Origin of the sequence: Dawidia soli (assembly GCF_018598185.1) — a bacterium.
In the GTDB taxonomy this organism is placed as follows: Bacteria; Bacteroidota; Bacteroidia; order Cytophagales; family Cyclobacteriaceae; genus Ohtaekwangia; species Ohtaekwangia soli.
This window is the reverse complement of the sequence record NZ_JAHESC010000002.1, coordinates 265,231-286,681: the sequence shown is the minus strand read 5'-3', so window position 1 is coordinate 286,681 and position 21,451 is coordinate 265,231. Positions and strand designations below refer to the sequence as shown.

The following is a 21,451-nucleotide window of genomic DNA, read 5'->3' as shown; positions in this document are numbered from 1 at the left end:
CGAGATGACGATCAAGGCCAGCAAACACAGCAGGTCTATGATGCGCTCTACCACGACGGTACCGAACGACATGTCTACCGGCACTTTCTCCAACTTGTATAAATTATAGCACCGTGACACTTCGCCGCCGCGGGGAATGACGAGGTTTACCAGATAGCCAACCATGAGTGAATAGAAACTATGCGCCAGCGACGGTTTATAGCCGGCGGGACCCATGAGCATGCGCCAGCGGGCCGCGCGCACCAGGTGGCTTAACATGGCAATGACGGCCATGAGTAACAGCCAGCCTTTGTTAGCCGATTGCCAGGTTACTTTGAGGTATTCCAGCTTATTCTCTCCCTTCAGGCCACGCAGCGACAAACCTATTAACAGAAAGGTGACTGCAAAGATGATCGCGTACTGAAGGATGGTCTTGAAGCGGGAAGATACAGTCACGGTATAGGGTTGAGTGTGAGCCGGGGCGTTAGGGCAGTTTATTGTCGGGGGTTGGGAATATAATGGTCGGTTTGAACGTTTTGGCCTTTTCAAACTTCATCGACGCGTACGAGATGACAATGACAATATCACCCACCTGCGCCTTGCGGGCCGCGGGGCCGTTGAGGCATACCATGCCCGAGCCACGTTCACCGCGGATGATATAGGTTTCGAGACGTTCGCCATTGTTAACGTTTACAACAGTCACTTTTTCGCCTTCGATCATGTTGGCTGCCTCCAGCAGGTCTTCGTCGATGGTGATGCTGCCTACGTAGTGGAGCTCCGCCTGTGTGATCTTGGCACGGTGTATTTTCGACTTTAGAACTTCAATTCTCACGTTGGTGGTTGTTACTGTAAAAACATGTTGTCGATCAATCTGACCTCTCCTACAAACCCTGCTATACACATGATCGGCAGACCTACAGGCAGGCCTGAAGGTGAGTCTGACGCGTTAACGTTTTCCAGGATATTTAAGTTTTTGCTGTCCGCTAATTCAAAATACTCCAGCGAAACCCCTTGCCGTTCGTCAAATTTTGCCTGTACGATGGCCCGGGCCTCCCGGATTGTTTTTCCATGCTGCAAGGCCTGCCCGGCGGCCACCAGCGATTCGTAGAACACGGTGGCTGCCTGTCGCTGATCGGGGTTTAAACGCAGGTTGCGCGACGACATGGCCAGGCCGTCGTCTTCGCGCGAAGTGGGTACGCTGGTCAGCTCCAGATCGAAATTCAGCTCGTCTACGAGCCTTCGAATGACCGCAAACTGCTGCCAGTCCTTTTGGCCGAAATAGGCACGGGTCGGTTGAATGATGTTAAACAGCTTTGAAACGACCAATCCCACGCCGCTGAAGTGCCCGGGGCGGAAAGCACCCTCCATGACCCTGTCGAGGTGCCCGAAATCGAATTTGATGATCGACTTCTCGGGATACATTTCGCTTGCTTCCGGACAAAAAACAGCATCACACTCAACTTTTTCGAGCAATAAAGTGTCTTTATCTAGGGTGCGGGGATATTTCTGCAGGTCGTTGGGGTTGTTGAACTGTGTAGGGTTTACAAAGATGGAGCAAACCGTGACATCGTTCTGCGCTTTCGAGACCTTGATGAGTGATAAATGCCCCGCATGCAGCGCTCCCATTGTTGGGACGAGTCCGACGGACTTACCCGCGCGTTTTTGGGCGTTTAGAAAGGCCTTTAATGGGGCTATTTGCTTGAAAATCTCCATTTTACGCCGCTTTGGCAAAGGGGGTCAAAGATATAGGGAAAAAGGAAAATAAGTTGATCCAGGGGGTATTTTTTTGTACTTTTGTGGCTCAATTTTCCGTTCTACTTTTAAAATCTAAGTAATATGTCAAAACTCCGTATCCTTTATGTAGCCAGCGAGATAAACCCATTTTTGCAAACTTCAGAAGTAGCGGACTTTGTCCGTAAGCTTCCGCAAGCCATGCAGGAAAAGGGGATGGAGATCAGGATTCTCGTGCCGCGTTTTGGTATCATCAATGAACGTAAGAACCGGTTACATGAAGTAGTGAGGCTGTCGGGGATCAATATTGCCGTGGGAGATGAAGAGAAGCCTTTGATCATTAAAGTAGCCTCTATTCCGAACGCCAAGCTTCAGGTTTACTTTATCGATAACGAAGATTATTTCCATCGCAAGTCGGTTTTCCATGACAAGGAAAACAAGTTTTACGAAGACAACGACGAGCGCGCGATCTTTTTCTGCAAGGGTGTTATTGAAACCGTGCGTAAACTGGGATGGGCTCCGGACGTAGTACACTGCAACGACTGGATCACCAGCTTTATTCCGCTGTATCTCAAGACGACTTATAAGAACGATCCGCTCTTTAAAAACACCAAGACCGTCTTCACGATCTATAACAATGCCTTTACGCACAAATTCAAAGGCGACATCATGGACAAGGTAAAGATGATGGACATTGAAGACAACATGCTGGGCAACCTGAAGTCCGCCGACTTTGAAGGCTTTATCAAATTGGGTATAGAGTTCTCCGATGCCGTACTGGCCGAAGGCGAAACCAAAAAACTGGAAGGTCTCTTCAAGAAGATCAAAGAAAAGAAAGTCGAAACAATCAAAGAAGAAAACTACACCGAATCCTATTATAACTTCTATAATGAACTTGTGGGGTAATCGCATTCAAAGGCAACTGACCGTATTGGCAGTTGCCTTATTTTTTTTCTCATGCGAAGATGAGGCCAACCAATTAGGGTATAAAAATCCAAACAGCAAATTCGATCTTAAGTCCATCGATATTCCCGTGACGAGCAGCATCCTGTTATTGGATTCTGTTCGCACGTCGAACTATGATGCCTTCAACGATGTGAACCGGTTCCTCGTGGGCCGGTATAACGACACTCGTTTTGGTGACATCACGTCGGCCACTTTTGCCGAACTGTTACCTGCTGACACGCTCGAGATCGACACCTTGAACAACAACGGCGTTATCACACGCGACGAAGCGGTGTTTGACTCGGTGTCCATTCAATTCCGTCATGACTTTTATGTGTATGGTGCCGCCGGCAACACGCAGCAGACCATTGCCGTTCACGAGGTAACGAACAGGCTGGTAGCGGGTTATACCGTTACGAAGACCACGCACATCGGTGGCCAGCAGAAGCCGCAGGAGATCAGCTACCCGCAGCCACAGCTGTACCTCAGCAAGACCGCCACGCCCTATAACCCTGTAGCACTCGGTACCAAGGTCTTTAATGTAGACCGTGACAAACACCTGAGCTATGCTGCGGACGCGACTCCGCCGGAAATTACCACCTCGGTAAACCTCGACCCTGCCTTTGGCCTGCGTTTGTTCGAGCTGATCCGTGACAACCCGGACTCAGCACAAAACCGCTCATTCTTCCAGAAGCATCTCAAGGGTATTGCCATCATTCCGCAAGGCGATAAGGTGATCGGCATTAATCCCGCGGATGCGCTGACGCGTCTGGAGATCCACTATCACACGACAAAGGAAGACTCCCTGATGCTGCCGATCACATTTGCCGGTCTGGTGAGCTACAACCAAATCACTGCCGACCGTGCCGTGTCGGAGTTAAGCGGTTTAAATACTTTCTATCAGGATACCGACCTGGGGAACGACCTGCGTTACGTACAGGCAGGTACCGGTGTCGTAACGAAGATCGACTTCTCTGCTTTCAAGGGCGCCCTGGGTGATCTTGACAAAGTAGTGATCAACGATGCGGAGCTCATCATCAAGGATGTAGAAGATGGCGGCGTGCTGACACCGCCCGGTAACCTGGCGGTAAAGCTGATCAATGATAACAACCGGCCTATCAAACTGCCGTTTCCGGGCCGCAGCGGCGACTACCAGGAATCGTATAATACCATCGCGGCGTATGAGGGCTTTGTCAACTTCAACAACGACGCGACGAATAGTTACTCCAACTATTATTATTTCGTACGCGGTTCACGCTTTGCCTTTGACAGTACCTTCTTTGTGATGAACGATTCGAGAACGTTCCTGACATTGAATTACTCGAGCGATACCCGGACCTACCGGGGCAGTGCGCCGCAGTTCTTCCAGAAACTGTTCTTAAAGACCGACGGTCCGCTCTATACAAAAGCTATTCTGCTGCCCTATTCGCCGGCGGCAACTACCTCGGATCCTCCGTACGGCCGTCATATCTACGGCAAGACGTTGAACCGGGCAGCTTTCCGGAAGGATAACATTATCCTACGGGTTTATTATACCACCCCCTCAATCAATTAAAACAATTATTTTTTATGTGCGGAATTGTTGCTTACGTCGGGCATCGCCAGGCCCAGGAGATCATTATTAAAGGGCTGAAGCGGCTGGAATATCGTGGTTACGATAGTGCTGGCATCGCCCTGCTGAATGGTGGTTTGAACGTTTACAAGAAGAAAGGAAAAGTATCGGAACTGGAAGAGTACCTGAAGGGTAAGAATCTCGACAGCCACATTGGTATAGGTCACACGCGCTGGGCTACCCACGGCGAGCCTAATGACGCCAATGCTCACCCGCACTATTCGGCTTCGGGCAAACTTGCCATTATTCACAACGGTATCATCGAGAACTATAGCTCGCTGAAGCAGGAACTGATCCGCAAGGGCCATGTCTTCCACAGCGACACCGATACCGAAGTGTTCATTCACTTTATTGAAGACATCAAGGACAACGAACGTTGCTCGCTCGAGGAAGCGGTGCGCCTGGCGTTGACCAAAGTGATCGGCGCGTATGCCATCGTGATCATGTCACTGGAAGATCCCAACCTGCTCGTCGCTGCCCGGAAGGGTAGCCCGATGGTGATCGGTGTGGGCAAGGACGAATTCTTCCTGGCATCAGACGCTACGCCGATCGTAGAATATACCAACGAGGTTGTGTACCTGAACGATCAGGAAATCGTCGTGATCCGCGACGGCGAATTGAGCATCAAAGACACGGCCAACCTGCCGTTGACGCCGTACATCCAGACCATCGACCTCGAATTAGAGGCGATCGAGAAGGGTGGTTACGAGCACTTCATGATCAAAGAGATCTTCGAACAGCCGCGTTCCGTTCGCGACTGTCTGCGCGGACGCCTGGATTCACAATCCGGACGCCTCATCCTCGGTGGCTTGCGCGAGTATGTCAACAAGCTGGTCAATGCCGATCGCATTTTGATCGTAGCCTGCGGTACTTCATGGCACGCGGGCCTGGTGGCTGAATATTTCTTTGAAGAGTTCTGCCGCATCCCGGTAGAAGTTGAATATGCATCCGAGTTCCGCTACAGAAATCCCATCGTCCGTGAAGGCGACGTGGTGATTGCCATCTCGCAATCGGGTGAGACCGCCGATACCCTGGCGGCGATCGAGCTTGCGAAATCAAAAGGCGCGATCATCTTTGGTGTATGTAACGTAGTAGGCTCATCTATTGCCCGTGCTACACACGCCGGCGCTTATACGCACGCCGGTCCGGAGATCGGTGTTGCCAGTACCAAGGCCTTTACCGCACAGCTCACTGTGTTGAACATGATCGCGTTGATCGTGGCCCAGAAAAAAGGCACGATCACCGAGCAAAAGCTGCACGAGCTGCTCACGGAGATGGAGAATATCCCCGAGAAAGTGGAAAGAGCACTGAAGCTGAACGATCAGATCCAGGAGATCGCAGCTACCTTTAAGGATGCGCGCAACTTTATCTACCTGGGTCGTGGGTATAATTTCCCGGTGGCACTGGAAGGTGCATTAAAGCTGAAGGAGATCTCGTACATCCACGCAGAAGGTTACCCGGCGGCAGAAATGAAGCACGGTCCGATCGCCTTGATCGACAACGAAATGCCCGTAGTATTTATCGCGACGCGCGATAGCTCGTACGAGAAAGTCGTTTCGAACATCCAGGAAGTGAAAGCTCGCAAGGGTCGCGTAATTTCCGTCGTCACGGAAGGCGACCAGCTGATCCCGAAGATGTCGGAGTTTGTGATCGAAGTACCGGCCGTACACGAAGCGCTGATGCCGATGGTATCGGTCATTCCGCTGCAGCTGCTCTCCTATCACATCGCGGTGATGCGTGGTTGCAACGTTGACCAACCGCGCAACCTGGCGAAGTCGGTGACCGTAGAATAGGCTACCGACTTATTTGAAAATAACAGAAGTCCTCTCATAACGAGAGGACTTTTTTTATTCGCTGCGCAGGTATTCTTGACGCAGCAAGGGGCAGATCTTATACCGCTCGTCCTTCGTGTCGGCATATACGGCATCCAATAGTTCATATACCTGGCGGATGCCAATGCGTGCGCACCATTCAAAGGGGCCGTAGGGATAGTTGGTCCCCAGCTTCATCGCCAGGTCGATCGATTCTTTGGTGGCCGTGCCTTCCATGGCGGTGTAGTAGGCCTCGTTGATGATCATGCAAACAACGCGCGGGGTAACAAGACCAACGCGATCTTCCACCAGCACATATTTTGTTTGAAGTTTCTCGCAAATGCTGTTCACCCATGGTTCGTCTTCCTTACTCCAGAGGGCCAGCTCCAGCAGCGGGCGGTGCAATAGTGTATGCATACCGTTGAACCCCACCATACGGCCCGGGTGGAATCTGGGAGCCGCCAACGCAGCCAGGCTTCGGGTGACGGTGTTGAGGAAGACGGGCGTGGGGGTCTTGCGATAGACCGCAAAATTAGCCGGCTGTTCGGCAATGATAAAGTCCAGTATGAGATCGGCAGTGTCCAGGTGGGTTGGCAACGTGTCGTGACCGGTCAGGAGGGTGTATTGGTGCGTATCTCCGAATTTCTGAATGCTTTCCTGGTGGTGTTGGTCACGACCGACGATTAAAATTTTCATATCTGGCTACAAATGGCTTTGTCCTGTTATTTTTGGTCCTTACTAAAGGTAATTTTTAAACCCATAATCTCATGTCAAAAACTGTCGTTTATTCCGCTGCGGCGCCGGCTCCGATCGGTCCGTACAGCCAGGCTATCCAAACCGGTAATATGTTGTTCGTCAGCGGGCAAATTGCGATTCAGCAATCGACCGGTCAGATGCTGACAGGCAACATCGAAGAAGAGACCCGGCAGGTCATGACCAATCTGGACGAAATTCTGAAGGCGGCAGGCTTGGATTTCACCAACGTGGTGAAAACTTCGATCTTTTTGAAAGACATGGGCAATTTTCCGAAGGTCAACGCCATTTATGGCGAATACTTTCCATCCAACCCACCTGCACGCGAGACGGTGGAGGTAAGCCGTCTGCCCAAGGATGTGAATGTGGAGATTTCCTGCATTGCTGTTAAATAACATTGTAAAAAAGGCTGTTTTGGCCAGGCAAATTCGTATTGTTTCATTCGCGGGGCGGTACCTCAATTTGCTACCTTTGCAGTCCAAATAAGAATTTCGAGAGCATGAGAGAAGTACGCGTACGTTTTGCCCCCAGTCCCACGGGTGCGTTGCACATCGGTGGGGTACGGACCGCTTTGTATAACTATCTGCTGGCGCGCCAACACGGCGGCACTATGATCCTGCGGGTGGAGGATACAGACCAGACCCGTTTTGTGCCGGGAGCGGAAGAATACATTTTAAAATCGTTGGAGTGGGTCGGCATCAAGATCGACGAAGGCGTGGGCGTAGGTGGCCCGCACGCACCGTATCGCCAGTCGGAACGAAAGCCCATGTACATGCAGTACGCCCTGCAACTGATCAATGAAGGTCACGCGTATTATGCCTTTGATACCGAACAGGAGCTGGAAGCCATGCGCGAGCGACTCAAGACTGCGGGCGTGGCTTCACCTCAATACAACAGCATTACGCGCACCCAGATGCGTAACTCCCTGACGCTGCCCGAAGACGAAGTACGCGCCCTGCTGGACGCCGGCACGCCGTATGTTATTCGCCTGAAGGTGCCGCGCAAAGAAGAAGTGCGTTTGAATGACCTGATCCGCGGCTGGGTAATGGTCCACTCGTCGCAGATCGACGACAAGGTGCTGATGAAAAGCGACGGCATGCCTACTTACCACCTGGCGAACGTCGTAGACGACTACCTGATGAAGATCTCGCATGTGATCCGTGGCGAAGAGTGGCTGCCTTCAGCGCCGCTGCACGTATTGCTGTATAAATACCTGGGCTGGGAAAACGAGATGCCTCAGTTTGCGCACCTTCCGCTGCTACTTAAACCTGACGGCAATGGCAAGCTGAGCAAACGCGACGCTGACCAGCTGGGATTCCCCATTTTCCCCCTGACGTGGAAAGACCCCAATACGGGCGAAGTTGCCTCGGGCTACAAAGAGTCCGGCTACCTGCCGGATGCGCTCATCAACTTCCTTGCCTTCCTGGGCTGGAACCCGGGTACTACGCAAGAGATCTTCTCGATGGAGGAGCTTATCAAAGCATTCTCGATCGAACGCATTGGCAAGGCGGGTACGAAGTTTGACATTCACAAAGCACAGTGGTTCAACCAGCAATATCTGCGGGCCAAACCCGACGCCGAGCTGGCGAACTACCTGCTGGAGTCACTGGAGCGGGAGAACATCGAATGCTCGTTTGAGAAGGCTACGCAGATTGCCGTGCTGATGAAGGAGCGGGCTACGTTCCCGAAAGACTTCTGGGCGCAAGGCCAATTCTTCTTCCACGCTCCGACACAGTTCGAAGAAGGTGTGGTGTCGAAGAAATGGAATGATGACGCGGTGAAGGTGCTGACAGCCTTTAAGGATGCCGTGGCAGCAGCAGAGCCGTTTGATGCGAATGTGGCCAAGGCTACGCTCGAGCAGGTTACCAGCACGCTGGGCATCGGCACAGGCAAGATCATGCAGGCCCTGCGCGTGTCGCTGACGGGCGCCGGCGCCGGACCGGACCTGATGATAATCATGGAGATCATCGGTAAAAACGAGGTCGTTAAGAGAATTGATTACGCGCTGCAAAACATTAAAGTTAAAGTTGCGTAAAACTGTATACTGGCTTTCCAGGCGCTGATGAAGGGCCTGGAAAGCCTTAACGGAAAAAGATGATGGCAAAGAAAGAAAAGAAGACCCCCGCCAAACCCAAACCACGTGTGCACAAAGAGCTGCAGGGGTTGGATATCACCATCGATCAGTTTGGGGAGATCAAATCGAATATGAATATCGAGAAGCTCAACGAGTTCCTCGATCAGAATGTCGACGACAAAAAATTGGCTGAACGCGAAGACTACGACGAAAAGGGCAAGAAGAAAAAGTCTTAATGACACGAATTCGGCCGGGCTTTTTTACATTTAATAATTCAAAGCCTGACGCCGATGCGATTTTATCTACTCTTCGTATTCTCTCTCTTTTTATTACCGACAGTCGTCGCACAAAAGACCTGGCCGGCCCCGCTGATCCTCACGCCTGAGAAAACAGCTTTTCAAAAAACTTCCACTTGTCGGGATGTGTTTTCATTTCTCGAAGCTATCGCCAGCTTTAGTGCCGAAATAAAGGTCATCTCCATCGGCAAAAGCCCGGAAGGAAAAGATATACAAATGGCCATTCTGTCGCGCAACGGTATCATTACGCCGGCTGCCGCAAAGAATAGCCACAAAGCCATTGTCTATGTGCAGGGCAACATCCACGCCGGTGAAGTGGAGGGGAAAGAAGCGCTGATGATGTTGATGCGCGACATTCTGCTGGGCGATAAGAATCGTTTGCTCGATAGCCTGGTCTTACTTTTTGTCCCCGCCTATAATACCGACAGCAACGACAAGATGGAGAAAGGCCGCCGCCCTTCACAAGAAGACAGCCCGGTGGAAGTGGGGATCCGTGAAAACAGCCAGGGCTGGGACTTGAACCGCGACGGTGTAAAGCAGGAAGCTTTGGAGACACGCGCATTGTTCACTTCGGTATTGAACACATGGGACCCCCACGTGTTTGTCGACCTGCACACCACCAATGGCACGTGGCACGCATACTCGTTGACGTGGGCACCGGGATATCTATCATCGGGAAGCCCTTCGGTGTACCAGTATACCCACGATCAGATGCTGCGTACGATCACGCAGCAAATGCGCGAGAAGTATGACCTGCTCATCGGGCCGTACGGCGACTACGACCTACGGGAAGGTTGGCCGGTAAAGAATTTCTATACTTATAATCACCACCCACGTTACCTTATCAATCAGCTTGGACTTCGCAACCGGATCGCGATCCTGAGCGAGGCCTTTGCGCATGAGCGTTTTTATCAACGCATCCATTCCACCTATTCCTTCGTAACAGAGATCCTGGATTATAGCCGGCAGCACGCACGCGAGATCACCCGCATTACCCGGACAGCCGATGAAGCAACCGTGCGCAAGTTTGCCACGCAGAGCGGACAGGCGAAGGCCGGCGTACGGTTTAAAATGGTATCGGGCGAAGTGATCAATAACTTTCTTACCTACGACTATATCGGCGCGAAGAAAGATGACGGTACGATGGAGTGGTTTCGCACCGGGAACACCGTGAAGTATGACAGCGTGAAATACTTCGCGCAGTTTCAGCCGACGATCGAGAGCACGATACCGCGTGGTTATATCATTCCGGCAGCACACGGTGTGTTGGCGCAGCAGCTGCAGCAGCTGGGCATCCGGGTGACGAAGTTGCCAAAGGGTAAATCTTTCCAGGGAGACGTTTTTCAAATAAAAACGTTACAGCACGGTGCCCGTAAGTTTGAAGGCCACCTCATGGCTACCGCGGAAGGCACGTTCGAGAAGGCTGTGCGTAAGTTCAAAGCAGGTGACTATATTGTCGACCTGGCACAGCCGCTGGGGAACTTAGCTTTTTACGTGCTTGAGCCTCAATCGGATGACGGTTTTATTACCTGGAATTTCCTCGACAGCTACCTGGAAAAAGCCGGGATCAACAACCACGCGGTGGAGTATCCCGTTTTTAAGTACTATAATTAAACCAAACATGACCAGATCACACGAAATCGACTACCAGATCAAGGGCGAAAGCATACAGATCGTAGAGATCGAGCTTGACCCGCAGGAAACCGTTATCGCAGAGGCGGGAGCTATGCTCTTTATGGAAGACGGCATTACGTTCGAAGCCAAGATGGGCGACGGTGCCAATCCCAATCAAGGTATCTTTGATAAGCTGTTGTCTGCCGGCTCGCGCATTCTTACCGGCGAGTCGCTTTTCATGACACACTTTACCAACCGCGGCATGCGCAAAGCCAAAGTCGGTTTTTCCGCACCGTATCCCGGCACAGTTATACCTATTTCCCTGGCGGAGAGTCCTGGTCACGAGCTGATCGTACAGAAAGATGGTTTCCTTTGCGCCGCGTATGGCACGAAGGTATCGATCACGTTTAACCGCAAGCTCGGCTCGGGCCTGGTGGGTGGCGAAGGTTTTATTCTGCAAAAGTTGCAGGGCGACGGCAAAGCATTTGTACATGCAGGCGGTACCGTTATCGAGCGTACGCTGAACAACGAAACACTGCGTGTAGACACGGGGTGCGTTGTGGCGTTTGAATCACAAATCGATTTCGACGTGCAGACCGCCGGTGGTTTGCGTTCCATGATCTTCGGTGGTGAAGGTATATTCCTGGCGACGCTGCGTGGTACCGGTAAGGTATGGCTGCAGTCTATGCCGATCCGCAAACTGGTGCAGGCGTTGGCTCCGTATGGCCGCAACAGTGGCAAGGAATCCGGCTCGTTGCTGGGTGGTTTTTTTGAAAGTTGATCGCATTGCTGGTACAAGCGGTATTTGCTGTTAACTTAGTAGCAAATTATACGGATGAAAATTGGGTTGATCAGGGAAGGTAAAGTCCCACCCGACAAACGGGTACCGTTTACACCTGCACAAACAGAAGAAATCCAACAGCGCTTTCCCGAGGTGACGATCGTTTGCCAGGAAAGCCCAATACGCTGTTTTGAGGATAAAGAATATCGCACCCACGGCATCAGCGTACACGCTGATGTCCGTGATTGCGACGTCCTGATGGGAATTAAAGAAGTGCCTGTCGATAACCTGATCGACAATAAAACCTATCTGTTCTTTTCGCATACCATTAAAAAACAGCCCTACAATCGCAAGCTGCTACAGGCGGTACTGGCTAAACGCATACGTCTGATCGACTATGAGGTGCTGAAAGATAAGCTCGGCAACCGGCTTGTTGCTTTTGGCCGCTATGCCGGTATTGTCGGCGCCTATAACGGTCTGTGGGCATACGGCAAGCGTCACGGAACATTCTCGCTGCGACGCGCGCACGAATGCTTTGACGTGAACGATCTCAAGCTTGAGCTTCGCAAAGTAAAGCTGCCTCCGATCAAGATCATACTCACGGGCGCAGGTCGCGTGGGCAAGGGCTCGATGGAGACGCTGGACAGCGCGGGCATTCGCAAGGTGGGGGTATATGATTTCCTCACTAAGAAATTTGACGAGCCGGTATATGTACAACTTAGCAGTGCCGACTATCATTCGCGCAAAGAAGGCGGCGCTTTTAACCGGGAGGAATTTCACGAACATCCCGAGCGTTATACTTCCTCGTTCACCATCTTTACACACGTCGCGGACGTGTTGATGGCCGGTGCGTACTGGAATCCCAAGGCCCCGGTGCTGTTCACGCGGGAGGATATGCTCGCCCCGGATTTTAAGGTGTCTGTCATTGCCGATATAACCTGTGACATCGACGGTTCGATCCCCAGTACCAAGCGTGCAACAAATATTCCGGAACCGTTGTATGATTATGACCCGGCGACAGATCAATTATACCCGGCGCTCTCCAATGAAAAATATGTAACTGTCATGGCCGTGGATAACCTACCCTGCGAGTTACCGCGCAGCGCTTCCGAAGAGTTTGGCCAGGACCTGATCAACCGGGTGCTTCCCTTGCTCATTCACGAAGATCAGGACGACATTATCAAACGAGCAACCATTGCCAACCAGGGCCGCCTCACCGATGCCTTCCGCTATCTGCAGGACTATGTAGCGGGGAAATAGCGTCGCGAAAGACTACACCTTGAATCATTCCCTTGTAAAACAGCTCCTTCGCCTGGCAGAATAGCCCTGTACTCCTCACCATTTCTTCCCAGTCGGAAATATTCGATGCCTCGATGTTGCTGACGATCCGGAAGAATAGATACATGGTCTTGAGCAGCAACTTTTGCCATCGTCTCTTCGGCCGAACAAAGTCTGTAACAAGCCACAGTCCTTCGGGTGCCAGCAACGATCGTAGTCGCGCTGTAATCCTACAAAGCGACTGTTGTGTAAAGAGATCGAGGTAGAAGTTTGTTATGATCACGGTAAACGCACGCAATGGCATCTGTACTTCTTCCGTACCACACAGAAATGTGACTCTCGGAGAATTCTGCACTCGCTGCCGCGCCAGCCCGATCATTTTTTCTGATGCGTCGACATATACCACGCGGCAATGAGGCTTTTCTCGGAGCAACGTTTGTAATAACTCCCCGGAGCCACCGCCGACTATCAGCACCGTTGCGCTTTCCGGAATCACGTGCAGGAAGTGATGTTGGGATTGGGTCAGGTTTTTACCAAATACCAGGGACGCCAGCGTATCGTACACCGATGCGATGTGATTGAAGTCGTTGACGGTGCGGTCGCTCATCGCAATGTATAAAATAGCAGTATAAAGAAGATGGCATCTCCCATGAGGCGAAAACGATCGGCCTTTCGGAAGAAGCCAGGCCGCAGGAATATGCATAGTAGCAGACTGTCTGCCGCCAGCAGGTAGAGCGAAGCGCGGAGTTCGTGTGAAAAGAATGTTAGCAAGCCGGTAATAACGAAGAGGGCGATGATGATGATACGCGTCTGCCCGGGCCCCACAATGGTCACAAACGAGCTGCGCTTGTCGCGGGTATCAAATTCATGATCGAACCAGGAGAACAGGAGCAGGTTTGTAAGCGCCAACAGGAAGAATTGCATAAGCAACACCCATGGCCACGCATGATACGGTACGCCGGTGACCATGACCGAGGGAAGTAATACGCCCATGGTGTACATCAAGGCGATAAAGACCTCTTTGAGTACCTTGGTGTATTGCTGCACCAGCAGGTATATGCCTACGCCTGCAATCAATACCATTCCACCTTCCAGCACCGGACGACGAATGAAGAATACGATCAGGGCATCTGTAAGCACGGCCGCGATAACACACGGGACGAGCATGCGGTGGTAGCGTTGGTGAAACTGGTGGCGTTCCGTCGATGCGTTGCCTATTACTTTGCGCGCGTCGAGTAAATGGTCGGTGGTGTAGACCACCCATACCGTCAGGCCTAGCGCCAGCAATCCCTGCGGATGGATGCCCACGTTGAAAATCCTGGCAAAAAACAGGGCACTGCATATGGCGCCCAGTACCACATCGATGCTGAGGAGATTGAAAAACCGGTAGATGCGGATCAATCGTTGCATATTCCCTAAAACAAAAAAAGTCCTCTGATATTTCAGAGGACTTCAATGTTACGAAAAATATCGTTAGGCCGACTTGAGTGCTTCCGCACCGCCCACGATCTCGAGAATTTCCTTGGTAATGGCCGCCTGGCGGGTACGGTTGTATGTGAGGCGCAACTGTTTTAAAAGCTCGCCGGCATTGTCCGTAGCCTTGTCCATGGCTGTCATCCGCGCACCGTTTTCAGCGGCGTTCGAATCGAGCAACGCCTTGAAGAGCTGGATCTTCAGCGATTTGGGGATCAAACCGGTGACGATCTCTTCCTGGCTCGGCTGATAGATGTAGTCGATCTGGTTTGTCGATTGCGTGTTTTCCGTTGCAGGCGCCACGATCGGCAGCACCTGCTCGGCACGCAGGATCTGCGTTGCCACGTTGCGGAACTCGTTATACACCAATTCCACCTTGTCGAACTTACCGTTCTTGAAAGCATCCATTACGTACTCCATGGCGTTCGACACGTTGTCGAACGTCAGCGCCGAGTACAGTGTGGAGAAATCCGTTACCGTAGACACGCCACGCTTCGCAAAGAAGTCGGTCGCCTTTCTGCCGATGGGCAGGATCGTTACGTTTCCGGCGGTGAATTGTGCGCTGTACTTCTCGTCGATCAGGCGCAGCACGCCCTTGAATACGTTGGTATTAAAAGAACCACAAAGACCACGATCAGAGCTTACGGCAATGATCAGGATCTTTTTCTCGGCGCGTACCTGGCTGTACCAGTTGTCGGTATCGCCGTCGGTCTGAGCGGCAGAAAGGTTTTTCAGGATGGCCGTAAGCTTTTCAGCAAACGGGCGCATCTGGGTGATCCTATCCTGCGATCTACGCAATTTTGCCGCCGCCACCATTTTCATGGCTTTGGTGATCTGCTGCGTAGACATAACGGATGTTATTCTACTCTTAACTTCTTTTAAACTCGGCATACAGGTATTTGCGTCGTGATTCTATAATTATGCTCCGTAGTTGCTTGACAGGTCGGTCGCTACTTTCTTGATGGTAGCAACGTCCGCATCTTCAAATTTACCAGCACGGAGATTATCCAGTACCTGACGGTGGCTGGCACGCATCAGTTGTGTGAAGTCTTTTTCAAACTCCTTCACTTTGTTTACCGGCACACGATCCATGAACCCGCGGGTTGAAGCGGTGATGATCGCTACCTGCTCTTCTACGGGAACCGGTGCATATTGATCTTGCTTCAGGATCTCGGTGTTTCTTCTTCCCCGCTCGATGGTCAGCTTGGTCGCGGCATCGAGGTCTGAACCGAATTTTGCAAAGGCTTCCAGTTCGCGGAACTGCGCCTGATCCAGCTTCAGGGTACCGGCTACTTTCTTCATCGATTTGATCTGTGCCGAACCCCCTACGCGTGATACCGAGATACCGACGTTGATGGCCGGACGGATACCGGAGTTGAAGAGGTTGGTTTCAAGGAAGATCTGACCATCGGTGATCGAGATCACGTTGGTCGGGATATAGGCCGATACGTCGCCGGCTTGTGTTTCAATGATCGGGAGCGCCGTCAGCGAGCCACCACCTTTTACCAGGTGTTTGATCGATGCGGGAAGGTCGTTCATGTCGCGTGCGATGGCATCGTTGTTGATGATCTTCGCGGCACGCTCAAGCAGACGAGAGTGCAGGTAGAATACGTCGCCAGGGTACGCTTCGCGTCCGGGGGGTCTTCTCAGCAGCAGCGACACTTCGCGGTATGCTACGGCCTGTTTAGACAAGTCGTCGTATACGACCAGGGCCGGACGGCCGGTGTCGCGGAAGAATTCGCCGATCGCCGCACCGGTGAAGGGTGCGAAGAACTGCATCGGAGCCGGGTCTGATGCCGAAGCCGATACGATAACGGTATAGGGCAGCGCACCTGCTTTTTCCAACGCTGCGGCTACAGTTGCTACGGTCGATGCTTTCTGACCGATCGCTACGTAGATACAGAGTACAGGCTGACCCTTTTCATAAAATTCTTTCTGGTTGATGATCGTGTCGATCGCCACGGCAGTTTTGCCTGTCTGACGGTCGCCGATGATCAGCTCGCGCTGACCACGCCCCACGGGGATCATGGAGTCGATCGCTTTGATACCGGTTTGAAGCGGTTCGTTTACGGGCTGACGGTAGATTACGCCCGGTGCTTTGCGCTCCAGGGGCATTTCGTACAGCTCACCGGCGATGGGGCCTTTGCCGTCTACCGGAGCACCCAGTGTATCTACCACGCGGCCGAGCATGCCGTCACCTACTTTGATAGAGGCGATCTTGCCCGTGCGTTTTACGGTATCGCCTTCGCGGATGCCTTTCGATTCACCCAACAATACAGCACCTACGTTGTCTTCTTCGAGGTTCAGTACGAGGGCACGGAGGCCTGTTTCAAATTCGAGCAGCTCACCGGCCTGGGCTTGGGTAAGACCATAGATGCGCGCCACGCCGTCACCTACGGTGAGGACGGTACCGACTTCTTCCAGTTGTGCTTCTGTGCGGGACTGAGAAAGTTGTTCGCGCAATATTGCTGATACTTCTTCCGGTCTGATCTCTGCCATAATATCGTTAATCGTTAATTGTTAAAGTAATGGTGTACGGATGGTTAAAATTCCTTGATGTAGGGGTTGTGGCTGAACTGCACTTTGAGTGCATTCAGTTTATTTTTCAGGGAGGCATCGATCTGCTTGTCTCCTACCTCCAACACAAAGCCTCCGATCATATCGGCGTCGACAACCTCTTTCAGCTCGACTTGCTTTTTGTCGCTCAGGCCCTTGGCAATCCTTTCGAACTCGGCGCGGAGCGAAGCATCCAGCGGAACGGCGGTCGTTATGACTGCATCGCCAATGCCTTTATACAGGTTGTATTCAGCATGGAACTCGCGGGCAATAGCCGGCAACAGCGGCTCGCGATTCTTTTTCGTGATGATGTCGAAAATGGCCATCGTCAGCGGATGTACCTTGCCTTTAAAGAGGCGCTCCAGCACGTCTCTTTTCTTGTCGTGTTTCACAACCGGGTTGCGAAGCAGAAGTGCAAACTGTCGGTTCTCCGCGCAAACTTTAGCAAAAAGCTGCATGTCTGCATGGACGGCCTCCAGGGCATTCTGTTCTACCGCCAGACCGAGAAGGGACTTTACATAGCGCGATGCTGCCCGTAAATCAGTCATGCTTAGTTAACTTTAATGTCTTTAACATAGTTGGCTACAAGCTCTTTCTGAGCTTTGTCGTCGGCGAGGCTCTTCTTCAACAGCTTCTCGGCAACTTCCAGCGAGAACAGGGCCACCTGTTCTTTTACTTCGCGCAGGGCAGCTTGCTTCTCCACATTGATGGCGGCACGTGCATCGTCCACGATCTTGTCCGCTGCTTTTTTGGCATCGGCCTGAGCTTCTTCCTTCATGCGGTTAGAGGCTTCGCGGGCTTCGTGCAGGATCCGGTCGCGCTCTTCGCGGGCAGCTTTCAACAGCTTCTCATTGTCTGATTTCAGCGCGGCTATTTCCAGGCGAGCCTTTTCAGCAGTCGACAAAGCGTCCTGGATAGACACTTCACGTTCTTTGAGGGAAGAGATGATCGGCTTCCAGGCCAGCTTGCTCAATAGGAAGAACAGACCTACAAAGATGATCAGCTGCCAAATAATCAGGCCCGTGCCGGGGGTGAGAAGTTCCATAGTATGTTATATAATCTGGTGTAGTTTCAACATAAAGAAACCTGCCCGGCCAAACGCCTAAAGCAGGTTTCTAAAGCTTTTAGCCTTTGAACGAAATCAGCAGGCAAATTACAAGCGCAAAAAGCGCAGCAACTTCGATCAGCGCGGCGATGATCAGCATCGCACCCTGAATCTTACCAGAAGCTTCAGGCTGACGCGCCATGCTCTCCATTGCAGAGCCACCGATTTTACCGATACCAAGACCTGCGCCAATTGCTACAAGACCTGCACCGATGCCAGCGCCCATGATTGCATAGCTGATGTCCAATAAAAGTGCTAATGACATAATTGTAAGTATTTAAATTGTGTGTATTAAAGCCCGGAACGTGTTACCGACACCGGGATGTCTTAATCTTATTAATGATGATCGTCGTGTTCGTGCGCCGCGGTAGCCTGACCAATGTACAGCGACGAGAACAGCGTGAACACATAGGCCTGAATACCGGCAACCAATATCTCGATCAGGTTGATGAAGAGCGCCACAACGCTCGACGCAATACCGACCGAATAGCTTTGGAAAATGAACGTCAGCGCGATCAAGCTCAGGATCACGATGTGGCCGGCCGTAATCGCGACAAAAAGACGTACCGTGAGTGAAATGGGCTTCGTGAAGATCCCGATGATTTCCACCGGCAGGATCACGATGCGCAACGGCAGCGGCACACCGGGTGTCCAGAAAATGTGCGACCAGTACGCACGGTTGCCATTAACATTCGTAATAATAAAGGTCAGCACAGCCAGTACCAGCGTGATCGCAATGTTGCCAGTCATGTTGCCGGCTCCGGGCAGCAGGCCCAGGATATTGCCAAACAGAATGAAAAAGAACAGGTTCAGCAAATACGGGAAATACTTTTCGTAATGGGGGCCAATGTTCGGCTTAACGATCTCGTCGCGCACAAACAGGATGATGGGTTCGAAGAAAGACTGGATGCCGCTGGGCGCTCTGCCGCGGTTCTTTTTGTAGCCTTTGGCCACCGCCGTAAATACCAGGATCAGGATGATGGCATTGATAAAAAGCATGGCCACGTTTTTGGTAATGGAGAGGTCCAGGGTGCTGGCGCCGTTTGCCAGTACCACTTTGTGGTGCTCAAGCTTGTAACCGTTGTAACCTTCGGGCTTCAGATTATGATGTTCGTCATAGAAGTTGCCGGAGGAGAAAACTTCTACGCCGCGTTCGGATGAATAAACAATAACAGGCAGGAACAGGGTGCCGTTGTGGCCGCTCCAGAAATGCCAGCTGTGGTCGTCCACCACGTGGTGAATGATCACCTCGGCTGCGTTAAACTCTTCCGCTTCGGGTTTTTCGCCGTTCTCGTATTCGTCTGCTTCCTGCGTGTGTTCATGTTGCGCGCCGGCAACGGAAAAAAACACGGCTAACAGTAAACCAAGGATCGAAATTCTTCTGAAAGTGCTGGAGAAAACGCTCATTTGGGCTTATTTCGGAGGCTTTTTAATTCCGACCGCAAAGGTATTAAATCTCCTCCCACAAAAAAATGTTTTGGAAAATTTTGGGCTTTTAGTAATAGCCGTCAGAACCGCGAAATGCGGCGGTAAAGGAATGTTATTTCCAGGAACGTGAAAGTGGCATAAACGACCATGAAAAAGACCACATTGGCAGTGGCGCCGGGTTTGTCCTGCAATACCATAAATACGCAGTAGACGCCATACGCCAACAGCTTAACCGTCATGGTGAGCAAATACAGCTGAACAAAGTACTCTGACTTGTCCACCTTATAGAGGTACCGGTAGATCAGCGCTGTACTAAATGCCAGCAGAATAAGTGTTTGATAAAGGAACGATGGCAACGGCAACCACTGCTGCCGCCAGGCAAGCAGGGTCACGCCGGTGATCATGGCGGCAGTGGCCAGCAATGCGAGAACGAAACGGATCAAGGGTTGTCGCGTTTTATCGACCGGTACACCTGGAACATCATTCCGCCAAAGGCCAGAAAACCAAAAAGAAGCATGAACGCAGGGAATGTGAGGGCCAGATGCTGGTCCAGCTTGTAGCCCAGCCAGCCAAACAGGCCGATGGCGCCAAACAATTGGATCGCCAGTCCACTGTATTTCAGGTAAGTGTTAGACGGTTTTGACTTCGGGTTGGGCGATGGATCGGGTAACGCCATTGTTGTTCTCAGCTCCTATTTTAATATCTTTAATGGCAGCGCCCATTTTACAAGAACCGTTGAAAACGGCACCCGGTTCTACCACCATCTTGCCGGTTACGATGTCGCCGTTGATGATGGCCGTGGCTTTTAATACCAGCAGCTCGGCAACTTCGAGCTTCCCTTTCACTTCACCCTCAATATCAGCGTTTTGTGCGATGATATTGCCTTGTACATGTGACTGATGACCCAACGCCACCTTTGACTTCGACTTGATATTGCCCGTAACTTTGCCTTCTATCCGAATATTGCCGTATGTTTCAATGTTTCCCTCCAGGTATGTGCCTTTCCCGATGGTGTTGCTCGAGTTGCTTATTTCATCGGCTGCGCGTTTTTGTTCTTTTGAAGTTAGCATGACATTCTGGTTTTAAAAAGTTACAAATTCTTCCGGATTCAGGGAGTTCCCATTATACCACAATTCAAAATGCAAATGTGGACCGTTGGTAAGCTCGCCGCTATTGCCCACAATAGATACGATCTCGCCACCATTGACAAAAGTACCAACTTTTTTTAACAGTTGGGCATTGTGCTTATATACGGAGATGAGGTTGCCTCTGTGTTGCACCATTATTACATAGCCGGAGTCTTGTGTCCAGGACGAAAAGATCACAGTACCCCCTGCGATGCATTTTACCGGCTCGTTCGCTTTGGCAACTATATCTACACCCAGATGCCCCTTGGCAACATTGTAGGTGTCGGATATATATCCCGTGAGCGGCGAATAAAAGAAGGTCTCCTGCAATTCCCGGTATTTAACGTTGGTCAACGGGGTCACTGATAGGTCAGACTGCTCAAATTCCCGTCGAAATGTAGAATCGATCGCCGACGCGCTCAAATTAGCGGCGGTTGGTTTCGTCAGGGGTTGTGATTCGTTACGCAGTGCTTCGGCGGGATCTTTGAAGTTGGCGGTGTCACCGCTCAGCACGCGCTGGAAGTTGGCAATGAACTGGTCTTTGCGATCGATCTCCAGCGCCAGCGAATCCACCTTTTGCGCAAGCTCGAAGAGTTGCTGGTTCAAGACCATTTGTTCGTGTTTGGGGTCGAACCATTTGGCCAGGATGGTCTTCGACATAAAGAGGCTCATGATAAAGAGCCCGGTAAATAAAATCACCGAAAAAAGAATAACTTTCGAATAGGTGAATCCCAGGCTGGTTTTCTCGGCAAAGTTTTCTTCGTTGCGAATAATCAGTTGATACCGGGTGGTAAGCCAGTTCGATAATGTTTTTTTCGGTTTCATCCGCTATGGAATAGTTTTTAAGATCGTATGTGCTGGTCTCTGCTATGGATTGTCAAATTGAAC

At 51.5% G+C, this 21,451-nt stretch carries 25 protein-coding genes; 9 read left to right on the top strand and 16 right to left on the bottom strand.

Annotated features, from left to right (window positions below; translation table 11 throughout):
- The 3 genes from KK078_RS02590 to panC all read right to left on the bottom strand — a co-directional run.
- Positions 1–435 (bottom strand): lysylphosphatidylglycerol synthase transmembrane domain-containing protein (locus KK078_RS02590; RefSeq protein ID WP_254088673.1); only part of this gene is annotated, 435 nt, incomplete at its 3' end.
- Between the two features lie 28 nt (positions 436–463).
- On the bottom strand, positions 464–811 hold the full coding sequence (gene panD / locus KK078_RS02585; RefSeq protein WP_254088672.1) for an aspartate 1-decarboxylase: 348 nt from the start codon (positions 809–811) through the stop codon (positions 464–466).
- Positions 812–822: 11 nt separating this feature from the next.
- Entirely contained in the window at positions 823–1,692 is an 870-nt protein-coding gene (gene panC / locus KK078_RS02580; protein ID WP_254088671.1) for a pantoate--beta-alanine ligase, read from the bottom strand.
- Positions 1,693–1,815: 123 nt separating this feature from the next.
- Between panC and KK078_RS02575 the strand changes: the two genes are divergently transcribed.
- From KK078_RS02575 to glmS, 3 genes are read left to right on the top strand one after another with little or no spacing between them, the layout of a single operon-like run.
- Positions 1,816–2,616, top strand: coding sequence for a glycogen/starch synthase (locus tag KK078_RS02575; RefSeq protein WP_254088670.1), 801 nt, complete (start codon positions 1,816–1,818; stop codon positions 2,614–2,616).
- Complete coding sequence (locus KK078_RS02570; RefSeq protein ID WP_254088669.1) at positions 2,600–4,210, top strand: DUF4270 family protein; 1,611 nt, start codon at positions 2,600–2,602, stop codon at positions 4,208–4,210. Before KK078_RS02575 ends, KK078_RS02570 begins: the two co-directional genes overlap by 17 nt.
- Positions 4,211–4,224: 14 nt before the next feature.
- Positions 4,225–6,060, top strand: a complete 1,836-nt coding sequence (glmS, locus tag KK078_RS02565; RefSeq protein WP_254088668.1) for a glutamine--fructose-6-phosphate transaminase (isomerizing) — start codon at positions 4,225–4,227, stop codon at positions 6,058–6,060.
- Between the two features lie 54 nt (positions 6,061–6,114).
- Here the strand turns inward: glmS and KK078_RS02560 are convergent, their stop codons facing one another.
- The gene (locus KK078_RS02560) at positions 6,115–6,774 is read right to left on the bottom strand and encodes a 3-hydroxyacyl-CoA dehydrogenase family protein (RefSeq protein WP_254088667.1); all 660 of its coding nucleotides are present in this window, start codon (positions 6,772–6,774) and stop codon (positions 6,115–6,117) included.
- Between the two features lie 71 nt (positions 6,775–6,845).
- On the opposite strand from KK078_RS02560, the gene KK078_RS02555 reads away from it, so the two are divergent.
- From KK078_RS02555 to KK078_RS02530, 6 genes are all read left to right on the top strand, one after another.
- Positions 6,846–7,226 carry a RidA family protein gene (locus KK078_RS02555; RefSeq protein WP_254088666.1) on the top strand — a complete coding sequence of 127 codons (381 nt, stop codon included), beginning with the start codon at positions 6,846–6,848 and terminating at the stop codon, positions 7,224–7,226.
- Between the two features lie 104 nt (positions 7,227–7,330).
- Complete coding sequence (gene gltX, locus KK078_RS02550; protein ID WP_254088665.1) at positions 7,331–8,866, top strand: glutamate--tRNA ligase; 1,536 nt, start codon at positions 7,331–7,333, stop codon at positions 8,864–8,866.
- A gap of 59 nt (positions 8,867–8,925) precedes the next feature.
- A complete protein-coding gene (locus KK078_RS02545) occupies positions 8,926–9,141 on the top strand; it encodes a hypothetical protein (RefSeq protein WP_254088664.1) in 216 nt (71 codons plus the stop codon).
- A 54-nt stretch (positions 9,142–9,195) separates the two neighbouring features.
- Entirely contained in the window at positions 9,196–10,815 is a 1,620-nt protein-coding gene (locus KK078_RS02540; protein WP_254088663.1) for a M14 family metallopeptidase, read from the top strand.
- A gap of 7 nt (positions 10,816–10,822) precedes the next feature.
- A complete protein-coding gene (locus tag KK078_RS02535; protein ID WP_254088662.1) occupies positions 10,823–11,596 on the top strand; it encodes a TIGR00266 family protein in 774 nt (257 codons plus the stop codon).
- Positions 11,597–11,650: 54 nt separating this feature from the next.
- Positions 11,651–12,856 (top strand): NAD(P)-dependent oxidoreductase, encoded by a 1,206-nt coding sequence (locus KK078_RS02530; RefSeq protein ID WP_254088661.1) that lies wholly within the window; start codon positions 11,651–11,653, stop codon positions 12,854–12,856.
- Here the strand turns inward: KK078_RS02530 and KK078_RS02525 are convergent.
- The 12 genes from KK078_RS02525 to KK078_RS02470 all read right to left on the bottom strand — a co-directional run bounded on the left by KK078_RS02525 (position 12,810) and on the right by KK078_RS02470 (position 21,388).
- On the bottom strand, positions 12,810–13,481 hold the full coding sequence (locus tag KK078_RS02525; protein ID WP_254088660.1) for a class I SAM-dependent methyltransferase: 672 nt from the start codon (positions 13,479–13,481) through the stop codon (positions 12,810–12,812). The genes KK078_RS02530 and KK078_RS02525 overlap by 47 nt on opposite strands.
- Positions 13,478–14,284, bottom strand: a complete 807-nt coding sequence (locus KK078_RS02520) for a hypothetical protein (RefSeq protein ID WP_254088659.1) — start codon at positions 14,282–14,284, stop codon at positions 13,478–13,480. The genes KK078_RS02525 and KK078_RS02520 overlap by 4 nt, the downstream gene beginning before the upstream one ends.
- A gap of 63 nt (positions 14,285–14,347) precedes the next feature.
- Positions 14,348–15,238: an ATP synthase F1 subunit gamma gene (gene atpG, locus KK078_RS02515; RefSeq protein WP_254088658.1), complete on the bottom strand. Its 891-nt coding sequence runs from the start codon at positions 15,236–15,238 to the stop codon at positions 14,348–14,350.
- 27 nt (positions 15,239–15,265) lie between these two features.
- Positions 15,266–16,846: a F0F1 ATP synthase subunit alpha gene (gene atpA, locus KK078_RS02510; RefSeq protein ID WP_254088657.1), complete on the bottom strand. Its 1,581-nt coding sequence runs from the start codon at positions 16,844–16,846 to the stop codon at positions 15,266–15,268.
- A gap of 44 nt (positions 16,847–16,890) precedes the next feature.
- Entirely contained in the window at positions 16,891–17,451 is a 561-nt protein-coding gene (gene atpH / locus KK078_RS02505; RefSeq protein ID WP_254088656.1) for an ATP synthase F1 subunit delta, read from the bottom strand.
- 2 nt (positions 17,452–17,453) lie between these two features.
- Positions 17,454–17,948, bottom strand: coding sequence for a F0F1 ATP synthase subunit B (atpF, locus tag KK078_RS02500; protein WP_254088655.1), 495 nt, complete (start codon positions 17,946–17,948; stop codon positions 17,454–17,456).
- Positions 17,949–18,027: 79 nt separating this feature from the next.
- On the bottom strand, positions 18,028–18,273 hold the full coding sequence (gene atpE, locus KK078_RS02495) for an ATP synthase F0 subunit C (protein WP_254082335.1): 246 nt from the start codon (positions 18,271–18,273) through the stop codon (positions 18,028–18,030).
- Between the two features lie 71 nt (positions 18,274–18,344).
- The gene (gene atpB / locus KK078_RS02490) at positions 18,345–19,415 is read right to left on the bottom strand and encodes a F0F1 ATP synthase subunit A (RefSeq protein ID WP_394370542.1); all 1,071 of its coding nucleotides are present in this window, start codon (positions 19,413–19,415) and stop codon (positions 18,345–18,347) included.
- A gap of 101 nt (positions 19,416–19,516) precedes the next feature.
- A complete protein-coding gene (locus KK078_RS02485) occupies positions 19,517–19,879 on the bottom strand; it encodes a hypothetical protein (RefSeq protein WP_254088653.1) in 363 nt (120 codons plus the stop codon).
- Positions 19,876–20,112, bottom strand: a complete 237-nt coding sequence (locus KK078_RS02480; protein WP_254088652.1) for an AtpZ/AtpI family protein — start codon at positions 20,110–20,112, stop codon at positions 19,876–19,878. Before KK078_RS02480 ends, KK078_RS02485 begins: the two co-directional genes overlap by 4 nt.
- Positions 20,066–20,506: a bactofilin family protein gene (locus KK078_RS02475; protein ID WP_254088651.1), complete on the bottom strand. Its 441-nt coding sequence runs from the start codon at positions 20,504–20,506 to the stop codon at positions 20,066–20,068. The genes KK078_RS02480 and KK078_RS02475 overlap by 47 nt, the downstream gene beginning before the upstream one ends.
- Before the next feature lie 12 nt (positions 20,507–20,518).
- The gene (locus KK078_RS02470; protein ID WP_254088650.1) at positions 20,519–21,388 is read right to left on the bottom strand and encodes a M23 family metallopeptidase; all 870 of its coding nucleotides are present in this window, start codon (positions 21,386–21,388) and stop codon (positions 20,519–20,521) included.
- Between the last annotated feature and the right edge of the window lie 63 nt (positions 21,389–21,451).